Source organism: Dactylosporangium sp. NBC_01737, from assembly GCF_035963215.1.
In the GTDB taxonomy this organism is placed as follows: Bacteria; Actinomycetota; Actinomycetes; order Mycobacteriales; family Micromonosporaceae; genus Dactylosporangium.
Genome location: NZ_CP109153.1, coordinates 13,870,111 through 13,888,079, shown reverse-complemented (window position 1 = coordinate 13,888,079; position 17,969 = coordinate 13,870,111). Strand labels below are relative to the sequence as shown.

Sequence of the window (17,969 nt, the reverse complement as noted above, 5' to 3'; positions counted from 1 at the left end):
CATGGCGAGTCGAGCGCTGACCCAGACGTTGGCAGAGGACCCGCTGGGTGGCACGGTGCGTCGCACCGTGCTGCCCAACGGGCTGCGCATTCTGACCGAGGCGATACCGGCGATGCGCAGCGTGTCGTTCGGCGTCTGGGTCGGCATCGGCTCGCGGGATGAGACCCCGGCGCTGTCCGGGGTCTCCCACTTCCTCGAGCACCTGTTGTTCAAGGGCACCAAGCGGCGCACCGCGCTGGAGATCTCCTCCCAGATCGAAGCGGTCGGCGGGGAGACCAACGCGTTCACCGCGAAGGAGTACACGTGCTACTACGCACGGGTCCTCGACGCCGACCTGCCGCTCGCCATCGATGTGGTGTGCGACCTGGTCATCGACTCGGTGCTGACCGATGCGGACGTCGAGACCGAGCGTGGCGTGATCCTCGAGGAGATCGCGATGCACGAGGACGAGCCCGGCGACGAGGTGCACGACGTCTTCACCGAGGCGATCTTCGGTAACCATCCGCTCGGCCGGCAGATCTCCGGCAGCGTGGCGAGCATCTCCGCGCTGACCCGTAAGCAGATCGACGGGTTCTACCGCAGGCGGTACCTGCCCTCGCAGATGGTGATCGCGGCGGCCGGCAACCTCGACCACGTGAAGGTCGTCAAGGCGGTCCGGGCGGCGTTCGAAGGGCTGTCCGTCGAGGCGGACCCGGCGCCGCGGCGCTCCCGTACCACGCGGGTGCCCGCCCGCTCCGGGCAGGTCGTGGTCCGCAACAAGGACACCGAGCAGGCGCACCTGGTGCTCGGCTGCGTGGGCTACCCGCGCCAGCACGACAACCGGTTCGCCCTCGGTGCGCTCAACAACGTGCTCGGCGGCGGCATGTCGAGCCGGCTGTTCCAGCAGATCCGTGAGCAGCGCGGCCTGGCGTACTCGGTCTACTCGTTCACCTCGCAGTACAGCGACGCCGGCCTCTTCGGCGTCTACGCCGGCTGCGCGCCCGGCAAGGTCGAGGAGGTCCTCGCCATCACCCGGGATGAGCTCGCCCGGGTCGCGGCGGAGGGCGTCACCGACGCCGAGGTCGAGCGCGGCAAGGGCATGCTCAAGGGCGCCGTCGTGCTGGGTCTGGAGGACACCGGGTCCCGGATGAGCCGGCTCGGCAAGGGCGAGCTGCTGTATGACGAGCTGCTGTCCGTCGACGAGGTGCTGCGCCGGGTCGACCTGGTCACGCCGGAGATGGTGCGTCAGGTGGCGGGGGAGCTGCTGTCCCGCCCGATGTCCCTCGCGGTGATCGGCGAGTTCGACGACAACGCCTTCGCGGGAGCTTTGGGATAAATTATCCCGCGTGAACTCTCCTTCAGAGCCGATCAAGGTCGGTGTGATCGGTGCCCGTGGTCGCATGGGCACCGAGGCGTGTCAGGCCGTCTCGGCCAGCGCTGACCTGTCGCTGGTCGCGTCGCTCGACGTCGGCGACCAGCTGTCCACGGCTGCTTCCGTCTATGTCGACTTCACCACGCCGGACGTGGTGATGGACAACCTGCGCTGGTGCGTGTCGCACGGCGTGCACGCGGTCGTCGGCACGTCGGGCTTCACCACCGCGCGGCTGGACGAGGTGCGGTCGTGGCTTTCGGACAAGCCGGACGTCGGCGTGATCATCGCGCCCAACTTCGCGATCGGCGCCGTGCTGATGATGGAGTTCGCGGCCCGCGCGGCGCCCTTCTTCGAGTCGGTCGAGGTGGTCGAGATGCACCACCCGCAGAAGATCGACGCCCCCAGCGGCACCGCGCTGCGCACCGCCCAGCTCATCGCTTCGGCGCGGGCCTCCGCGGGCCTGGGCCCGGTGCCGGACGCGACCTCGGAGGAGATGGCGGGCGCCCGGGGCACGGACGTCGAGGGGGTTCCGGTGCACTCGCTGCGGGCCCGTGGGCTCGTCGCGCACCAGGAGGTCCTGTTCGGCACGACGGGCGAGACGCTGACGATCCGGCACGATTCGTACGACCGGAAGTCGTTCATGCCGGGGGTGCTGCTGGCGGTCCGCTCGGTCGTGTCGCGCCCCGGGCTGACGGTCGGCCTCGGTCCGCTCCTCGGCTGACAATCACGTTGTGTAACCGTTTCGCGTTCGTCTGACGTTTCCAGATACTGGGATCCTAAGGCCCCAATTCGGGCGCAACAGGGTCACATCGCGGTAACGGGAGGGGCTTCCTCGGTCTCGAGTGACGCATGCCACCGCAGCTGCGGGATGAGCAGATCATCAACGTCGAGTGACCGGCTGACCCCGTCCGGGGCCCAGCCGGAACTCTCCAGAAATCGACGCGTAACAGGGTCGTCAGCGAATGTCCACGCGAGAGCTGTCGTGAATCCGTCAGTACGCCATAAATCGACACTAGCCGCCAGCAATCGGCTTCCATGGCCGCGACGCCCCCACCTGGGTTCGACCAGGACATCGGTGATCGCCGCGGCCTTCGCCAGGACGGTGTGATCTTCGTCCGGAGCGAGCGCAGTGTCGTCTGCTGGACCTGACGCGGCAAAACCCACGACGTATGCTGAGGTCGGTCCAGTGCTGGGCGGCTGTTGTTGCTCCACTGCGACCAGGACCCGGTGTTCAGGGGTCGGGGGATCCGCGATTGCGTCCCGCCATCTGCGGGTAATCCAGTCCTCATCCAGTTGGTCGAGGATGTGTTGGGGCAGCAGTCGCCGGTAGGCGACACGCCAGGTCGTGAGTTGGATTCGCGTGATCTCGCCGACGTCGTCGAGTCGCGCCGGTCGGACGAAGCCGAGCGTCATGACGCAGCAGCCTACGGATTTTGTGTGAAGAGCCACGTGGCGGGGTAGCGCCGGCTCGTCACAGTTGGACCCGAGCAACCGTTGAGACAGGCAGCAGGTAAGCCAGCAGCGAGCGAGTGGAGGGCAGCACAAGTGGCGGAGCGAGGACGAGTCGCCGTGTTGACGGCCGTCCGGCCCAAGCTTCGGCCCCGGGTCAAGCAGGTGCTCATCGTGGCGGCCGTATGGGCCGTCGTATGGGCCTTCTTGTACGTGGCCGCGGCGAGAAACGGGTATTTCGACCTCAAGGTCTACTACGGCGCCATGGACTACTGGGTGAACAAGGGTGGCGACATCTACGACTACCTGGTGCCCGGCACGCCCTACGGCTTCACCTACCCACCGTTCGCCGCCGCCCTGATGTCGCCCATGGCGCTCATCGGCTGGCACACCGCGATCGCGATCAGCGTGACGATGAACGTCGTCGCGCTCGGCTTCATCATCACCTGGCTCATCGGCCCGGTCATCAAGCGCCAGGGCTGGCAGTTCTGGTTCTCCCTCGCCATCGCGTTCGGCCTCGTCGCGGCCTTCGAGCCGGTGCGCGAGACCGTCAACTTCGGCCAGGTCAACATCCTGCTGCTGTTCATGGTCGTCGGTGACCTGCTGCTGCTGGTCCGTGGAGGCTCGCGCCTCGGCGGCATCGGCGTCGGCCTGGCGACCGCGATCAAGCTCACGCCGGGCGTGTTCATCCTGTACCTGGTGGTGACCCGCCGCTGGCGGGCCGCTGCGGTCTCCACGGCCACCGCGGCCGCCGCGACGTGGGCGGCGGCGACCTTCGCGCCGGACGCCTCGCGGGTCTTCTGGACCGACGCGATGTGGAACACCGACCGCGTCGGCTCCGCCACGTTCGTGTCCAACCAGGCGCTCAGCGGCCTCGTCGCCCGCCTGTTCAACCCGGACCCGATGAAGCCGCTGTGGCTGTTGCTCGTGCTCGGCGCGCTCGCGGTCTGGGCGTGGCGGGTCCGCAAGGCGGTCAAGGCCGGCGACGAGCTCGCCGGGCTCGCGCTGACCGGCCTCGTCGGCTGCATGGTCAGCCCGATCAGCTGGATCCACCACCTGGTGTGGGTGCTGCCGTCGATCGCGGTCCTGCTGGACCACGCGACCGACCGGAGCAACGACGCACGCCGCAGGCGCCACCTCATGATCTTCGGGGTGTTCTCCTACCTGCTGCTGTGCAGCCGCACACCATGGGCGTTCCACCAGAAGTTCGACGGTCTCGGCCTGCTCGGCGGCAACGCCTACGTGCTGCTGATGATCGCCCTGCTGATCACCCTGCCGATCCGGGAGCCGGCGGACGCGACCTCCGGGCCGCTGCGCAAGGCCAACCCGGCGACCTCGACCGGCCCCGTGGTCGAGGACGTCCCGGACCTCGTGGAGATCGACCGGCGCGTCAGTGCCGCGTTCGAGGCCAAGGACGCCAGCAAGTCCTCCGAACCGGCCCGGCCCCTCGTGGGCGCATAGCTCCAGCGACACACACGGACGGCGGCCCCGCACGGGCCGCCGTCCGTTTTTTGTCATACCCGCCGGTTAGCCTCGCGGGGTGCTGACTCTCACCCAGGCACGGCGGATCGCTCTCGCCGCTTCGGGCTTCGCCGACCGCGCCCCGACCGGCGTCCCCGAGCGGCGCCACCTGAAGCGGGTCCTCGGCCGCACCGGCCTGCTGCAGATCGACTCGGTCAACGTCGTCCAGCGCGCGCACTACCTGCCCGCATACAGTCGCCTGGGGCCCTATCCGACCGAGCTGCTCGACCGGCTGGCTTATCGGCGCCCCCGCGAGCTGTTCGAATACTGGGCCCACGAGGCGTCCCTCGTCCCGGTCCACCTGCACCCGGCGCTGCGCTGGCGGATGCAGTCCGGCTCCGCCTGGGGCCGCATGGTCCGCATGGCCCGCGAGCAGCCCGACCTGATCCGCTGGGTCCTCGACGAGATCCGCGACAAGGGTCCGATCACCGCCAACGAGGTCGAGGGTGACCTGGCCCGCCCCCGCAGCAAGGAGCACTGGGGGTGGAACTGGTCGGACACCAAGACCGCGATCGAGTGGCTCTTCTACACCGGCGAGGTCAGCGTCGCCAGCCGCAACTCCTCCTTCGCCCGGGTCTATGACGTGCCCGAGCGCATCCTCCCGGCGGCCGTGCTCGCCGCGCCCACCCCTGAGCCCGCCGATGCGTACCGCGACCTGGTCCGGGTCGCGGCGAGGTCCCTCGGCATCGCCGCCGAGGCCGAGCTGCGCGACTACTTCCGCCTGCCGCTCGCCGGCGCCCGCACCGCGATCGCCGAGCTCGTCGAGGCCGGCGAGCTCATCCCCACCGAGGTCGAGGGCTGGCAGCCCCGCGCCTACCTGCACCACGAGGCGCCCAACCCGCGCCGCATCGGCGCCGCCACGCTCGTGAGCCCCTTCGACCCGCTGATGTGGGAGCGGGCCCGGGTGGCGCGGCTGTTCGGCTTCACCTACCGCATCGAGATCTACGTCCCGCCGCTGCAGCGCCTCTATGGCTACTACGTGCTGCCGTTCCTGCTCGGTGACCGGCTCGTCGCCCGGGTCGACCTGAAGGCCGACCGCCGCTCGGGGACGCTGCTGGTGCCGGCCGCCTGGGTCGAGCCGCTGACGGGGCGCGGCGCCCCTTCGCGCGGTGAGGTGGCGGCGGCGCTGTCGGCGGAGCTGCGCAGGTTTGCCGGCTGGCTGGGGCTGGAGCGGGTCGATCTGCCGGTCGCGGGCGACTTCGCCGTCGACCTGGCCAAGGCCATGACCGTCTGACCTGTCGGCCGTGCCGGCCGCTGGCCCGGCCGGTGTAGCGTGAATGGCGTGACGTCACCCCTTCAGGCCGCGCCCGCCAGTGACGGGCTGGCGGCACATCTGCTGGCCGGCGCGCCCGTCGAGCAACCTGCCGCGGGCGGCCATGAGGTGCCGCCGCAGGGTGGGTATCAGTACCACTACGTGGCGCCACCGAAAGGGCGGCTCGCCAGGCTGGCGGAGCGCACGCCGAGGTGGGTGTCGCCACTCGGGTTGACGGCGCTGCTGTCCGGTGGCGTGGCATACACGCTGCTGATGCGGCCGACCGCGACCAGCGCGACCGCCGCGCCGACGTGTGTGATGAAGCTCTTCACCGGCTTCGACTGCCCAGGGTGCGGTGGCACGCGGGCGGCCTGGTATCTGCTGCACGGCGACATCCCCGCCGCCGCGCACCACCACGCGATGATGGTGTTCGCGACGCCGTTCCTGGTCTATCTGTATGTGAGCTGGACCGTCAACCGGCTCGCCAACCGCAAGGTCCTGCCGACGATGCGGCTGTCCAACGGCGCGCTGATCGGCTTCCTGGTCGCGTGGCTGGTGTTCTCCGTCGCACGGAATCTGCCCTGGGCGCCGTTCGATTGGCTGTTCGTCTAGGCTTTTTGCATGCTCTCCGCCAAAGCGATCGCCTGGACGCATTTCGAACCGCCCTCGGACGTGCCGTGGGAGACGGATGCCGATGGCGGTCAGGCCCTGGCGGAGTTCGCCGGGCGGGCGTGCTACCAGTCGTGGAAGAAGCCCAACCCGGCCACCGCCACCAACGAGGGCTACCTGCGGCACATCCTCGAGGTCGGGCACCTGTCGGTGCTGGAGCACGGGACCGTGACGTTCTACCTCACCGGCGTGTCCCGCTCGTTCACGCACGAGCTGGTCCGGCACCGGCACTTCTCGTATTCGCAGCTGTCGCAGCGATATGTCCCCGGTCGCGAGGCGCAGATGGTCGAGCCCGACGTGATCGCCGAGGACCCCGAGCTGCACAAGGTGTTCGTGGAGGCCTCCGAGGCGGCGCTGCGGGCCTACAACGAGCTCCTGGAGGGCCTGGAGGCCAAGTTCAGCGAGGTCGAGAACGGCACCAGCCGGCGCAAGCAGGCGCGGCAGGCGGCGCGGGCGGTGCTGCCCAACGCGGCCGAGACCAGGATCGTCGTGACCGGCAACTACCGGGCGTGGCGGCACTTCGTGACCATGCGGGCGACCGAGGCCGCCGACGTGGAGATCCGTGAGGTGGCGATCGCCTGCCTCAAGGAGCTGCAGCGGGTGGCGCCCAACGTGTTCGCCGATTTCGCCATCAGCACGCTCGCCGACGGCAGCGAGGTCGCCACCGCTCAGCACAGCTGGGAATCTTGAGCTGAGCGACCGGAACGCTTCCGCTAGGTTGTGCGTATGACACGCACCGGTTCCGTCCCCGGCCGGCCGTTCGGCCGGCTGCTCAGCGCGATGGTGACGCCATTTCGCGCTGACGGTTCGCTCGACGTCGACGGTGCGGCGCGGCTGGCCGCTCACCTGGTCGACGACCAGGAGCATGACGGCCTGGTGGTCAACGGGACCACCGGGGAGTCGGCGACGACCAGCGACGCCGAGAAGGACCAGGTGTTGCGGGCCGTCATCGAGGCGGTCGGCGACCGGGCCACGGTGATCGCCGGCGTCGGCACCAACGACACGCATCACACGATCGAGCTGGCCCGCGCCGCGGAGAAGGCGGGCGCCGACGGGCTGCTCGTCGTCACGCCGTATTACAACAAGCCCCCGCAGGCCGGCATCCTGCAGCACTTCCGGTCGATCGCGGACTCGTCCGCGCTGCCCGTGATGGTCTACGACATCCCCGGCCGGACCGGCGTGGCGATCGAGACCGACACCATGTGCCGCATCGGCGAGCACGAGCGCATCGTCGCCGTGAAGGACGCCAAGGGCGACCTCGGCGAGAGCGCCTGGGTGATCAAGCGGACCGACCTGGCGTATTACTCGGGTGAAGACAAGCTGACCCTGCCGCTGCTGTCGGTCGGCGCCGTCGGGGTGGTCGGCGTGCCGACGCACGTCTTCGGCCCGGAGACCAAGCGGATGATTCTGGCGCACGAGGAGGGCGACGTCGCCCGTGCCCGAGCGCTGCACCTGCAACTGCTCCCCGCGTTCTGCGGATTCTTCCGCACGCAGGGGGTCATCCTCACCAAGGCCGCCCTGACGCTGCTGGGCCTTCCCGCCGGGCCGGTGCGCCCGCCGCTGGTGTCGGCCAACGCGGCGGAGCTGGGCCGGCTGCGGGAGGATTGCGCTGAGGCGGGCCGCACGATCGGCACCGCGGACCAGATGGCCCATCACAACGACCTCGGAGTGGCCCTATGACGGTGGCACACATCGAGCTCGAACCACCGCCGCCCCTCACTCCAGGCGCCCTGCGGGTCACCCCGCTCGGCGGCCTGGGCGCCATCGGGCGCAACATGACGGTGTTCGAGCACGACGGCAAGCTGCTCATCATCGACTGCGGGGTGCTCTTCCCCGACGTCGAGCAGCCTGGCGTCGACCTGATCCTGCCCGACTTCTCGTCGATCCTCGACCGGCTCGACCGGGTTCAGGCGATCGTGCTCACCCACGGCCACGAGGACCACATCGGCGCCGTGCCGTATCTGCTCGCCCACAAACCCGACATCCCGCTCGTCGGGTCCAAGTTCACCCTGGCGCTGGTCGAGGCGAAGCTCGCCGAGCGGCGCATCGAGCCCTACACGCTGACCGTGCGTGAGGGGCAGGTCGAGCGACTCGGCCCCTTCGAGTGCGAGTTCTTCGCGGTGAACCACTCGATCCCCGACGCGCTCGCCGTCGCGGTCACCACCAAGGCCGGCACCGTCCTGCACACCGGCGACTTCAAGATGGACCAGTTGCCGCTGGACGGGCGCATCACCGACCTCGCCGGGTTCGCCCGGATCGGGGCCAAGGGCGTCGACCTGCTGCTGTCGGACTCGACCAACGCGGAGATCCCCGGGTTCGTCACCCCGGAGCGGGAGATCGGCCCCGTCCTGGAGCGGACCTTCGGCCGGGCCAAGGGGCGGATCATCGTCGCGTCGTTCGCGTCGCACGTGCACCGGGTCCAGCAGGTGTTCGACGCCGCGCACGTGCACGGGCGGAAGGTCGCGCTGATCGGCCGCTCGATGGTGCGCAACATGGGCATCGCCCGTGACCTGGGGCTGCTGCGGATCCCGGCCGGCCTGCTCGTGCCGATCGACGAGGCGATGGGGCTGCCCGAGGACCGGGTCGTGCTGATGTCGACCGGTTCGCAGGGCGAGCCGATGAGCGCCCTGGGCAGGATGGCCAACGGCGACCACCGGCACGTCCAGATCGGCGAGGGCGACACGATCGTGCTCGCCTCCTCGCTCGTGCCGGGCAACGAGACCGCGGTGTACCGCGTGATCAACCAGCTGTCCCGGTCCGGCGCGCTCGTCGTGCACAAGGACGTCGCCAAGGTCCACGTGTCCGGGCACGCACCCGCCGGCGAGCTGCTCTACCTGCTCAACGTCGTCAAGCCGCGCAACTTCATGCCGGTGCACGGGGAGTGGCGGCACCTGCGGGCGCACGCCCAGCTGGCCCGCGACGCCGGTGTCCCCGACGACCGGGTCGTGCTCTGCGAGGACGGCGACGTCGTCGACCTCGTGGACGGCAAGGCGTCGCTGGTCGGGCACATCCGCTCGCGGTACGTGTACGTCGACGGCCTCGCCATCGGAGACGTGGGTGAGTCGCTGCTCACCGAGCGCCGCATACTGGGTGACGGCGGGTTCATCGCGGCGACCGTGGTCATCGACTCGGTGACCGGCAAGGTCGTCGCGGGTCCGACGGTGTCGGCGAAGGGCTTCTCCGACGACCCGGCGGTGTTCGCCGCGGTGTTGCCGCTGGTCACGGAGGCGCTCAACAAGGCCGCGACCGAGGGCATCACCGACCCGCACCAACTGCAGCAGATCGTGAGACGCACCGTCGGGCGCTGGGTCAACGAGGCCTACCGCCGCCGCCCGATGATCGTGCCGACGGTGGTGGAGGTTTAGCGGGATGTATGAAGTGCTGGCGTCCACTGTGCTCGTCCTGCACTTCTGCTTCCTTGCCTACGTGGTGCTGGGCGGGTTCCTCGCCTGGCGATGGCCCAGGGCGTTGTGGCCGCATCTCGCGGCCGCCGCCTGGGGTCTCGCCGTGGTGAGCATCCCGCTCACCTGCCCGTTGACGCTGGTCGAGCACTGGGCCCGCCGCAAGGCCGGCGAGACCGGCGTCGGGCGGGGCTTCATCGACCAGTACATCGAAGGCGTGCTCTATCCGGAGCGCTACACGCACCTGCTGCAGGTGTTGGTGGGTGTCCTGGTGGCGGTGTCCTACGCGGGGATCTTCGTGCGCCGCAGAAAGCGCCGGAACACGACCGCGGGGTCCGAAGAAATGTCGGAGCCTACCGCTACGGTGTGACCATGGCGGGCCGCACCTCTCAGGCCGGCCGCGGTGGCGGCACGTCCGGCGCCCGCGGCGGGGCGAGCACGCCGTCCAAACGGACAACTCCCGCGAAGCGGGCAACGGCCGCGGCGACCACTGCTGCGGCCCGGGGTGCCACGTCTGCTTCGGCCCGGCGGGCCGCTCCGGCAGGCGTGCGACGCCGGTGCGTCGCACCGCCGCGTCGCGCCGGCGCGGAGGCGCGGTCGTGGCCACCCCGCTGGGGCTGCTCGGCCGGGGCATGATCGCGCTCTGGATGGGTGTCGCGCACGGCGTCGGCTGGGTCGCCCGTGCCGTGGGCCGCCAGGCCGCCAGCGCCCGCGACCTGGATCCCGCGCACCGCCGCGACGGCGCCGGGCTGGGCCTCATCGGCCTCGCCGTGCTGCTCACCGCCGCGGTCTGGTTCCAGTCCGCCGGGCCGGTCGGGCACTGGCTCGCCGGGATCTGCCACACGTTCCTCGGCAGCGCCGCCTCGGTGCTGCCGGTCCTGCTGCTCATCGGCGGGATCCGGATCATGCGCTCCGACCCCGAGGAGGACCACCGCGGCCGGGGGCTCGTCGGCTGGACCGCGCTGTTCCTCGGCGGCACCGGCCTCATGCACCTCGCCGCCGGCAGCCCCGACAAGCCCGACCTCATGGACAAGGCCGGCGGCCTGCTCGGCCGGGCCAGCGGCGGCCTGCTGGAGAAGGCCGTGACCTCATGGGTCGCGGTCCCGCTGTTGATCCTGCTCGGCGGGTTCGGCCTGCTCGTCGTCACCTCCACCCCGATCAGCCGCATCCCGCACCGCTGGCGGCAGCTGCGTGACCTGGCCCTCGGCCGGGTCGAGGACCCGACCCTCGACGTCGACGAGGAGTTCGAGGAGCTCTATGACGAGCCGGAGCCGCGCCCGGCCCGCCGCACGCCGGCCCGCCGCCGGCAGGCCACCGCGCTGCCGCATCCGCTCGACGACCCGGAGGGGCCGCTCGACGGCTATGACGCCTCGGCGCCCGACCTCGGCGTCGACGACCCGATCGTCCACGACACGGTCGTGCTGCAGCGCACGCCGGCCGCCGGGTCGCGGAAGAAGGCGAAGGAGCGGGAGAAGGACCCGCCGGAGCACTCGCCGCTGCCGACCCGCGCCGAGCAGCTCGCCCTCACCGACGCCGACTACAAGCTGCCGCCGCCCAACCTGCTCGGCACCGGCGACGCGCCGCGCGGCCGCACCCGCGCCAACGACGAGGTGACCGCGGCGCTGCAGGGGGTGTTCGAGCAGTTCGGCGTCGACGCGCTCGTCACCGGCTTCACCCGCGGCCCGACGGTGACCCGCTATGAGGTCGAGGTGGGCCACGGCGTCAAGGTCGAGCGGATCACGGCGCTGTCGCGCAACATCGCCTATGCGGTGAAGTCGCCCGACGTGCGCATCCAGAGCCCGATCCCCGGCAAGAGCGCCGTCGGCGTCGAGATCCCCAACCCCGACCGGGAGAATGTCGCGCTCGGCGACGTCCTGCGCTCGCGGGTCGCGACCAGCGACCACCACCCGCTCATCGTGGCGCTCGGCAAGGACATCGAGGGTGGCTACGTGGTGGCCAACCTGGCGAAGATGCCGCACATCCTGATCGCCGGCGCGACCGGCGCGGGCAAGTCGAGCTGCCTCAACACGCTGCTGGTGTCGCTGCTGACCCGGGCCACGCCCGACGAGGTGCGGCTGCTGCTGGTCGACCCGAAGCGGGTCGAGCTGACCAGCTATGAGGGCATCCCGCACCTGGTCACGCCGATCGTCACCAACCCGAAGAAGGCTGCCGACGCCCTCGACTGGGTCGTGCGCGAGATGGACATGCGCTACGACGACCTGGCCGCGGCCGGCGTTCGCCACATCGACGACTACAACCGCAAGGTCCGCGCCGGGCAGATCACCGCGCCGCCGGGCAGCGAGCGGGTGATCCGGCCCTATCCCTATCTGCTGGTCGTCGTCGACGAGCTCGCCGACCTGATGATGGTCGCCCCGCGCGACGTCGAGGACTCGGTGGTGCGCATCACGCAGCTGGCCCGGGCGGCCGGCATCCACCTGGTCCTCGCCACGCAGCGCCCCAGCGTCGACGTGGTCACCGGCCTGATCAAGGCCAACGTGCCGTCCCGGCTGGCGTTCGCCACGTCCAGCCTCGCCGACTCCCGCGTCATCCTCGACCAGCCCGGCGCGGAAAAGCTCATCGGCCGCGGCGACGCCCTCTTCCTGCCCATGGGCGCCTCGAAGCCGGTCCGCATCCAGGGCGCCTGGGTCAGCGAGACCGAGATCAACGACATCGTCAAGTTCTGCAGAGACCAGCGCGAGCCCGAGTTCCGCGAAGGCGTCACCACCAAGCCCGAGGAAGCCAAGAAGAAGGTCGACGAGGAGATCGGCGACGACCTCGAGCTGCTTCTCCAGGCGATCGAGCTGGTCGTCACCAGCCAGTTCGGCTCGACCAGCATGCTGCAGCGCAAGCTGCGGGTCGGTTTCGCCAAGGCCGGCCGCCTCATGGACCTCATGGAGACCCGCGGCATCGTCGGCCCGTCCGAGGGCTCGAAGGCCCGCGACGTGCTGGTCAAGCCCGACGAGCTGCCCGAGGTCCTCGGCGCCTTGCGAGCCTCCGAAGACGACGACTGACCCCTGCCGGCGGCCCACCCGCGCCGCCGTGCCGCCCTTGCGCTGATGCGCCGCCCGCACGGGTGCGCCGCCTTCGCGGGGCGGGGCCCCATGCGGCCGGACCTCCGCGAAGCGAACCTGCCCCGACCTGCTCGCCTGCGCGGATGTTGGACTGCGCGGGCTGGGCCCGTGCGGGAGCTGCCTCTGCGCGAAATGGCCTGAGCGGGCCGGGGCAACGTGCTGGGTCCGCATGGGGGTGGGCCTGCGCGGACTGGATCTGTCCGGGACTGCTCGCCTGTGCGGGTTGGACTGCGCGGCCTGGGCCTGTGCGGGCTGGGCCTGCGCTGGCGGGGGCACCGTGCTGGGTCTGCATGGGCGTCGGGGCTGCGCGGCCGCGCGGACTGGATCTGCCCGGGACTGCTCGCCTGCGCGGGCGTTGGACTGCGCGGACTGGTCTCGCCTCTGCGCGAAGTGGGGCTGCGTGGACTGGATCTGCCCGGGATTGCTGGCCTGTGCGGGCTGGGCCTGCGCGGGAGCCGGCTCTGCGTGAAGTGGGCCTGCGCGGGCGGAGGCAACGTGCTGGGTCTGCATCGGGTCGGAGCCGCGCGGACTGGATCTGCCCGGGACTGCTTGCCTGCGCGGGTGGGGCCAACGTGCTGGGTCTGCATTGGGGGTCTGGGCTGCGTGGACTGGATCTGCCGGGATCGCTCGCCTGTGCGGGTGTTGGTCTGCGCGAAGCGGGCCTGGGCGAAAGTGCTCGCCCGCGAAGGTATGCGTAGGCGGAGCGATCGTTCGAAGCGGGCCATTCGCCCAGATTCGATCTTGCCGCCGTGATCGAAGTCGCCTGGTGGCCGTCCATGTGGCCAGCCTGCGACTCCGATCAAGAGCAAGAGTCATTCCCGGGGCGGGTAACCGCGCAAAGAGCCCAATCTGGACATCGGCAGACGGGTGCACCGATCCAGCGCGTGGGCTCGAGCCACGCCGGCGTCCGGGGGATTGCGGCGAAGGCCGCGGTCTGGCGCGTGGTACCCCTTGGTCTGGTCATCGACGGATGTGCGCGCTGTTGCAGCGCACGGTCGGGGCAACTCACGCGACCGGCGTGAGGCGGCCGCGTTCTGCGTGATCGCAGGGGGCATGCGCGCCACCCGAGGCGGACCAGGGAGGGCAGTCGGTGGTGTTGACGTTGGGTGTGGGGGTCGGCAGGGTGTGCCTGCGGGGTTGAGGTCGAGTCGGGGCGGAGCTGGGCGGCGGTGTTGGCGGCGTTCGTTCCGATCTGGGCGCTCACTGTGGTCGGTTACGTTGCCGGGCGGACCGGGGTGCTTGGGTTCGGGGCCGTTGACGTGCTCGGGCGGTTCGTCTTCTACGTGGCGATGCCGGCCGCGTTGCTCGACACGTTGACCCGTCGGCCGATCACCGGGCTCGCGGGCGAGGGGGTCGCCGCATTCGTGGGGGCCACGCTGATCGTCGGCGCGGTCGGGTTCGGTGTGGCGCGGTGGGGGTTTCGGCGGTCGCTGGGGGAGCAGACCATCGCCGCCATGGCCGCGGGATATGTCAACGCGGGCAATCTCGGCATTCCCGTGGCGGTGCAGGTGCTGGGGGATGCGTCGTTCATCGCGGTGGTGCTGCTCATCCAGACGACGATCCTGACGCCGGTGATTCTCGGCACGCTCGATCTGGCGCGGCAGGAGCATGGCACCAAGGGGCGGTGGCGGCGGCTGGCCACGGTGCCGTTGCGGAGTCCGGTCATGCTGGCGTGCCTCGCGGGGGTGGGGCTCGGTGCGGCGGGGGTGGCGTTGCCGCCGCTGGTGGCCGGCGTGGTCGCGTTGCTGGGGGACGCCGCCGTGCCCTCGGCGCTCGTGGCGCTGGGGTTGTCGCTGGTACGCACCGACGGCGCCGACCAGGTGCCGGGGCGGCCGGTGGAGGTGGCGCTGTCGGTGCTGCTCAAGTCGTGTGTGCAGCCGGTGGTGTGCCTGCTGCTCGCCAGGTTCGTCTTCGGGCTGCACGGCGCGGCGCTGTTCGCGGCGGTGCTGTGTTCGGCGTTGCCGACGGCGCAGAACACGTTCGTGTTCGCTCGGGCGTACGGGGTGGACGGGCGGTTCCCGCGGGATGCCGTGGTGGCGTCGACGGCGGCGTCGATGGTGACGCTGACCGTGACGGCGGCGCTGCTGGGATAGTTGGTGGGGTGGATGCAGCAGCGATCGCCGCCCTTGCCGAGCCGCAGCGCCGGGCCGTGTACGAGCACGTCGCCGCCGCCGGGGTGCCGGTGAGCCGCAACGCGGTCGCGGACGCGCTGTCGATCGGGCGCACCCTGGCGGCGCACCACCTGGACAGGTTGGCCGAGGCCGGGCTGGTCGAGGTGTCGTTCGCGCGGGTCAACGGGCGCAGCGGGCCGGGGTCGGGCCGTCCGTCGAAGCTGTACCGCCGCGCCGCCGCCGAGCAGGAGCTGAGCCTGCCGCCGCGGGACTACCGGACCCTGGCCACGGTGTTCGCCGACGCCGTCGAGGAGGCGGGCGTGGAGCCGGTGCTGTTCGAGACCGCCCGCCGCCACGGTGAACGCCTCAAGGGTGACGCCGAGAGCGTGCTGCGCGACCTCGGGTACGAGCCGTACGAGGACGGCGAGGTGTGGCGGCTGCGCAACTGCCCGTTCGACGGCGTGGCCCGCACGCACGCCGCACTCGTCTGCGGGGCCAACCTCGCCCTGCTGGAGGGGGCCTTGGGTGCCCGGGTCAAGATCGACCCCCGTCCGGACGGGTGTTGTGTGACCGTTCAGCGGAGCGATCCGGATACCAAAAACAATGACGACTAGTTTTAGAATGTCGGCATGACCTCCCACCTCGCGCAGCTCAACGTCGGACGGACCGTCGGGCCGAAGGACGACCCCCGCATGGCCGGCTTCTACGGCGACCTCGACCGGATCAACACGCTCGCCGACGGGTGGCCCGGCTTCGTCTGGCGGCTCGTCGACGAGGGCGGCGCGGACGCGACGTCGCTGCGGCCGTTCGGCGACGACCTGATCGTCAACCTGTCGGTGTGGCAGGACCTGGATTCGCTGCGGGACTTCACGTTCCGCAGCGGTCATCTCGACGTGCTGCGACGGCGCCGTGAGTGGTTCGTCCCACTCGGTGACGTGTATGCCGTCAACTGGTGGATTCCGGCCGGGCACATCCCGACCGTGGAGGAGGCGGGCAAGCGGCTGGACCTCCTGCGCCGCAACGGATCGTCACCCGAGGCCTTCACGTTCCGCGACCCATTCCCCGCAGCCTGAGCCCAGGTCCGCCCGGTACGCTCGACAGCATGCCCACCAACGCTGACCGTCGCGTCGCCCTGCTCACCCTCGGCTGCGCCCGCAACGAGGTGGACTCCGAGGAGCTGGCGGCCCGCCTCGCGGCCGGCGGCTGGGCGGTCACCACCGACGGCACCGACGCGGACGTGGTCGTCGTCAACACCTGCGGCTTCGTGGCCAAGGCCAAGCAGGACTCGATCGACACGCTGCTCGCCGCCGCCGACACGGGCGCCAAGGTCGTCGCGACCGGCTGCCTCGCCGAGCGCTACGGCGAGCAGCTCGCCGGAGAGCTGCCCGAGGCGCACGCGGTGCTGGGCTTCGACCACTACCCGGACATGGCGGCGCGCCTCGACGCGATCCTCGCCGGCGAGACGATCGCGTCGCACGCGCCCCGCGACCGGCGCACCCTGCTGCCGCTGACCCCGGTGGCGCGGCAGGCGGCCACGGAGGTGGTCGTGCCGGGCCATCTGCCGGCGCACCTGCGCGGCGTGATGCGGCAGCGGCTCGAGCAGGGCCCGGTGGCGCCGCTCAAGCTGGCCAGCGGGTGCGACCGGCGGTGCACGTTCTGCGCGATCCCGTCGTTCCGGGGCGCGTTCGTGTCCAGGACCCCCGACGAGATCCTCGCCGAGGCGGAGTGGCTCGCGTCGACCGGCGTGCGCGAGCTGGTCCTGGTGAGCGAGAACTCGACGTCCTACGGCAAGGACCTGGGCGACCCGCGCCTGCTGGAGCGGCTCCTGCCGCAGCTGGCCGCGGTCAGCGGCATCGTGCGCGTGCGGGTGTCCTACCTGCAGCCCGCCGAGACCCGTCCCGGCCTGGTCGAGGCGATCGCGACCACGCCGGGCGTCGCGCCGTACTTCGACCTGTCGTTCCAGCACTCCAGCGAGACCGTCCTGCGGCGGATGCGGCGCTTCGGCTCGACCGAGCGGTTCCTGGAGCTGCTCGACTCGGTCCGCAAGCTCGACCCGGACGCGGGCGCCCGCAGCAACGTGATCGTCGGCTTCCCCGGCGAGACCCGCGAGGACGTCGACGAGCTCGCCCGGTTCCTCACGGAGGCCCGCCTCGACGCCGTCGGCGTGTTCGACTACAGCGACGAGGACGGCACCGAGGCCGCCGACCTGCCCGACAAGGTGTCCGAGAGCGACATCAAGAAGCGGTATGACTGGATGAGCGCCCTCGCCGAGGAGCTGTGCGCGCAGCGGGCCTCCGACCGGATCGGCTCCCACGTCGACGTCCTGGTCGACGACATCCTCGACGACGCGGTCGAGGGCCGCGCCGCGCACCAGGCACCCGAGGTCGACGGCTCCACGACCCTCGTCGCCGGGGACGCGCTCGACCCGTTCGCGCTGCGCCGCGGCGACCTCGTCCGGGCCAGGGTCGTCGACAGCGTCGGCGTCGACCTGGTCGCCGTGCCGATCGAGATGATCAGTCCGGCGGACTCATGACGGTGGTGAAGCCCGTCCCCCTGCTCAACGCGGCCAACGCCCTGACCGTGGTGCGGATGGTGCTTGTCCCCGTCTTCGTCGTCTTCGTCGTCGCCGGTGAGATGACCGACACCGGCTGGCAGCTCGCGGCAGGCATCACCTTCGTCGTCGCGTCCGCGACCGACTACGTCGACGGGTGGATCGCGCGCACGTACAACCTCGTGACCTCGTTCGGCAAGGTCGTGGACCCGATCGCCGACAAGGCCCTCACCGGGGCCGCGCTGGTGCTGCTGTCGCTGTATGACCGGCTGCCCTGGTGGGTGACCGTGCTCATCCTCGTGCGCGAGTGGGGCGTCACCCTCCTGCGCTTCTGGGTGATCCGCCACGGCGTCATCCCCGCGAGCCGGGGCGGCAAGGTGAAGACGGCGCTGCAGATCCTGGCGATCGGCTGGTATCTCACGCCGCTGCCCGACTGGCTCGCGGCCGTCGGCCCGTGGCTGATGGCGGGTGCCCTCATCGTGACGGTCGTCACCGGTCTGGACTACGTGCTGCGGGCCTACCGGGTCCGGCGCGACTCCCTGCGCCGCCGTGCAGGACGCCCCGGCGGTGGTACCCCCGGCGGTGCGAGCGGC

At 70.9% G+C, this 17,969-nt stretch carries 15 protein-coding genes and 1 pseudogene; 15 read left to right on the top strand and 1 reads right to left on the bottom strand.

Features of this window, described 5'->3' with window-relative positions; genetic code table 11:
* Window position 1 precedes the first annotated feature (1 nt).
* Window positions 2-1,315, top strand: coding sequence for a M16 family metallopeptidase (locus OHA72_RS64215; RefSeq protein ID WP_327005756.1), 1,314 nt, complete (start codon window positions 2-4; stop codon window positions 1,313-1,315).
* Between the two features lie 64 nt (window positions 1,316-1,379).
* Complete coding sequence (gene dapB / locus OHA72_RS64210) at window positions 1,380-2,072, top strand: 4-hydroxy-tetrahydrodipicolinate reductase (protein WP_327011944.1); 693 nt, start codon at window positions 1,380-1,382, stop codon at window positions 2,070-2,072.
* A gap of 83 nt (window positions 2,073-2,155) precedes the next feature.
* Here dapB and OHA72_RS64205 read toward each other — a convergent pair whose 3' ends face one another.
* A complete protein-coding gene (locus OHA72_RS64205) occupies window positions 2,156-2,764 on the bottom strand; it encodes a GNAT family N-acetyltransferase (protein ID WP_327005755.1) in 609 nt (202 codons plus the stop codon).
* Window positions 2,765-2,920: 156 nt separating this feature from the next.
* Here OHA72_RS64205 and OHA72_RS64200 point away from each other — a divergent pair, with 156 nt between their 5' ends.
* The 13 genes and pseudogenes from OHA72_RS64200 to pgsA form a co-directional block, all read left to right on the top strand.
* Window positions 2,921-4,261: a glycosyltransferase 87 family protein gene (locus tag OHA72_RS64200; protein WP_327005754.1), complete on the top strand. Its 1,341-nt coding sequence runs from the start codon at window positions 2,921-2,923 to the stop codon at window positions 4,259-4,261.
* Between the two features lie 79 nt (window positions 4,262-4,340).
* Window positions 4,341-5,555 (top strand): winged helix-turn-helix domain-containing protein, encoded by a 1,215-nt coding sequence (locus OHA72_RS64195; protein WP_327005753.1) that lies wholly within the window; start codon window positions 4,341-4,343, stop codon window positions 5,553-5,555.
* Between the two features lie 48 nt (window positions 5,556-5,603).
* Window positions 5,604-6,185 carry a DUF2752 domain-containing protein gene (locus tag OHA72_RS64190; protein WP_327005752.1) on the top strand — a complete coding sequence of 194 codons (582 nt, stop codon included), beginning with the start codon at window positions 5,604-5,606 and terminating at the stop codon, window positions 6,183-6,185.
* Between the two features lie 9 nt (window positions 6,186-6,194).
* Entirely contained in the window at window positions 6,195-6,932 is a 738-nt protein-coding gene (gene thyX / locus OHA72_RS64185; protein WP_327005751.1) for an FAD-dependent thymidylate synthase, read from the top strand.
* A 36-nt stretch (window positions 6,933-6,968) separates the two neighbouring features.
* On the top strand, window positions 6,969-7,922 hold the full coding sequence (gene dapA / locus OHA72_RS64180) for a 4-hydroxy-tetrahydrodipicolinate synthase (protein ID WP_327005750.1): 954 nt from the start codon (window positions 6,969-6,971) through the stop codon (window positions 7,920-7,922).
* A complete protein-coding gene (locus tag OHA72_RS64175; protein WP_327005749.1) occupies window positions 7,919-9,607 on the top strand; it encodes a ribonuclease J in 1,689 nt (562 codons plus the stop codon). The genes dapA and OHA72_RS64175 overlap by 4 nt, the downstream gene beginning before the upstream one ends.
* Before the next feature lie 4 nt (window positions 9,608-9,611).
* A complete protein-coding gene (locus OHA72_RS64170; protein WP_327005748.1) occupies window positions 9,612-10,013 on the top strand; it encodes a DUF2784 domain-containing protein in 402 nt (133 codons plus the stop codon).
* A gap of 277 nt (window positions 10,014-10,290) precedes the next feature.
* Window positions 10,291-12,654 carry an FtsK/SpoIIIE family DNA translocase gene (locus tag OHA72_RS64165; RefSeq protein ID WP_327011943.1) on the top strand — a complete coding sequence of 788 codons (2,364 nt, stop codon included), beginning with the start codon at window positions 10,291-10,293 and terminating at the stop codon, window positions 12,652-12,654.
* A 1,229-nt stretch (window positions 12,655-13,883) separates the two neighbouring features.
* Entirely contained in the window at window positions 13,884-14,807 is a 924-nt protein-coding gene (locus OHA72_RS64160) for an AEC family transporter (protein WP_327005747.1), read from the top strand.
* Window positions 14,808-14,815: 8 nt separating this feature from the next.
* On the top strand, window positions 14,816-15,439 hold the full coding sequence (locus tag OHA72_RS64155) for a helix-turn-helix transcriptional regulator (RefSeq protein WP_327005746.1): 624 nt from the start codon (window positions 14,816-14,818) through the stop codon (window positions 15,437-15,439).
* Between the two features lie 15 nt (window positions 15,440-15,454).
* Window positions 15,455-15,898, top strand: coding sequence for a DUF3291 domain-containing protein (locus tag OHA72_RS64150; RefSeq protein WP_327005745.1), 444 nt, complete (start codon window positions 15,455-15,457; stop codon window positions 15,896-15,898).
* Window positions 15,899-15,927: 29 nt separating this feature from the next.
* On the top strand, window positions 15,928-17,358 hold the full coding sequence (gene rimO / locus OHA72_RS64145) for a 30S ribosomal protein S12 methylthiotransferase RimO (protein WP_327005744.1): 1,431 nt from the start codon (window positions 15,928-15,930) through the stop codon (window positions 17,356-17,358).
* Window positions 17,355-17,909, top strand: a pseudogene (gene pgsA / locus OHA72_RS64140) (CDP-diacylglycerol--glycerol-3-phosphate 3-phosphatidyltransferase); the annotation flags it as partial. The gene rimO and the pseudogene pgsA, both read left to right, overlap by 4 nt.
* Between the last annotated feature and the right edge of the window lie 60 nt (window positions 17,910-17,969).

Bases quoted from the DNA above. Each gene is read 5' to 3' on its own strand.
- OHA72_RS64215 (WP_327005756.1), top strand. From the start codon at position 2: ATGGCGAGTCGAGCGCTGACCCAGACGTTGGCAGAGGACCCGCTGGGT.
- dapB (WP_327011944.1), top strand. From the start codon at position 1,380: ATGGGCACCGAGGCGTGTCAGGCCGTCTCGGCCAGCGCTGACCTGTCG.
- OHA72_RS64205 (WP_327005755.1), bottom strand. From the start codon at position 2,764: ATGACGCTCGGCTTCGTCCGACCGGCGCGACTCGACGACGTCGGCGAG.
- thyX (WP_327005751.1), top strand. From the start codon at position 6,195: ATGCTCTCCGCCAAAGCGATCGCCTGGACGCATTTCGAACCGCCCTCG.
- dapA (WP_327005750.1), top strand. From the start codon at position 6,969: ATGACACGCACCGGTTCCGTCCCCGGCCGGCCGTTCGGCCGGCTGCTC.
- OHA72_RS64175 (WP_327005749.1), top strand. From the start codon at position 7,919: ATGACGGTGGCACACATCGAGCTCGAACCACCGCCGCCCCTCACTCCA.
- OHA72_RS64170 (WP_327005748.1), top strand. From the start codon at position 9,612: ATGTATGAAGTGCTGGCGTCCACTGTGCTCGTCCTGCACTTCTGCTTC.
- OHA72_RS64165 (WP_327011943.1), top strand. From the start codon at position 10,291: ATGGGTGTCGCGCACGGCGTCGGCTGGGTCGCCCGTGCCGTGGGCCGC.
- OHA72_RS64150 (WP_327005745.1), top strand. From the start codon at position 15,455: ATGACCTCCCACCTCGCGCAGCTCAACGTCGGACGGACCGTCGGGCCG.
- rimO (WP_327005744.1), top strand. From the start codon at position 15,928: ATGCCCACCAACGCTGACCGTCGCGTCGCCCTGCTCACCCTCGGCTGC.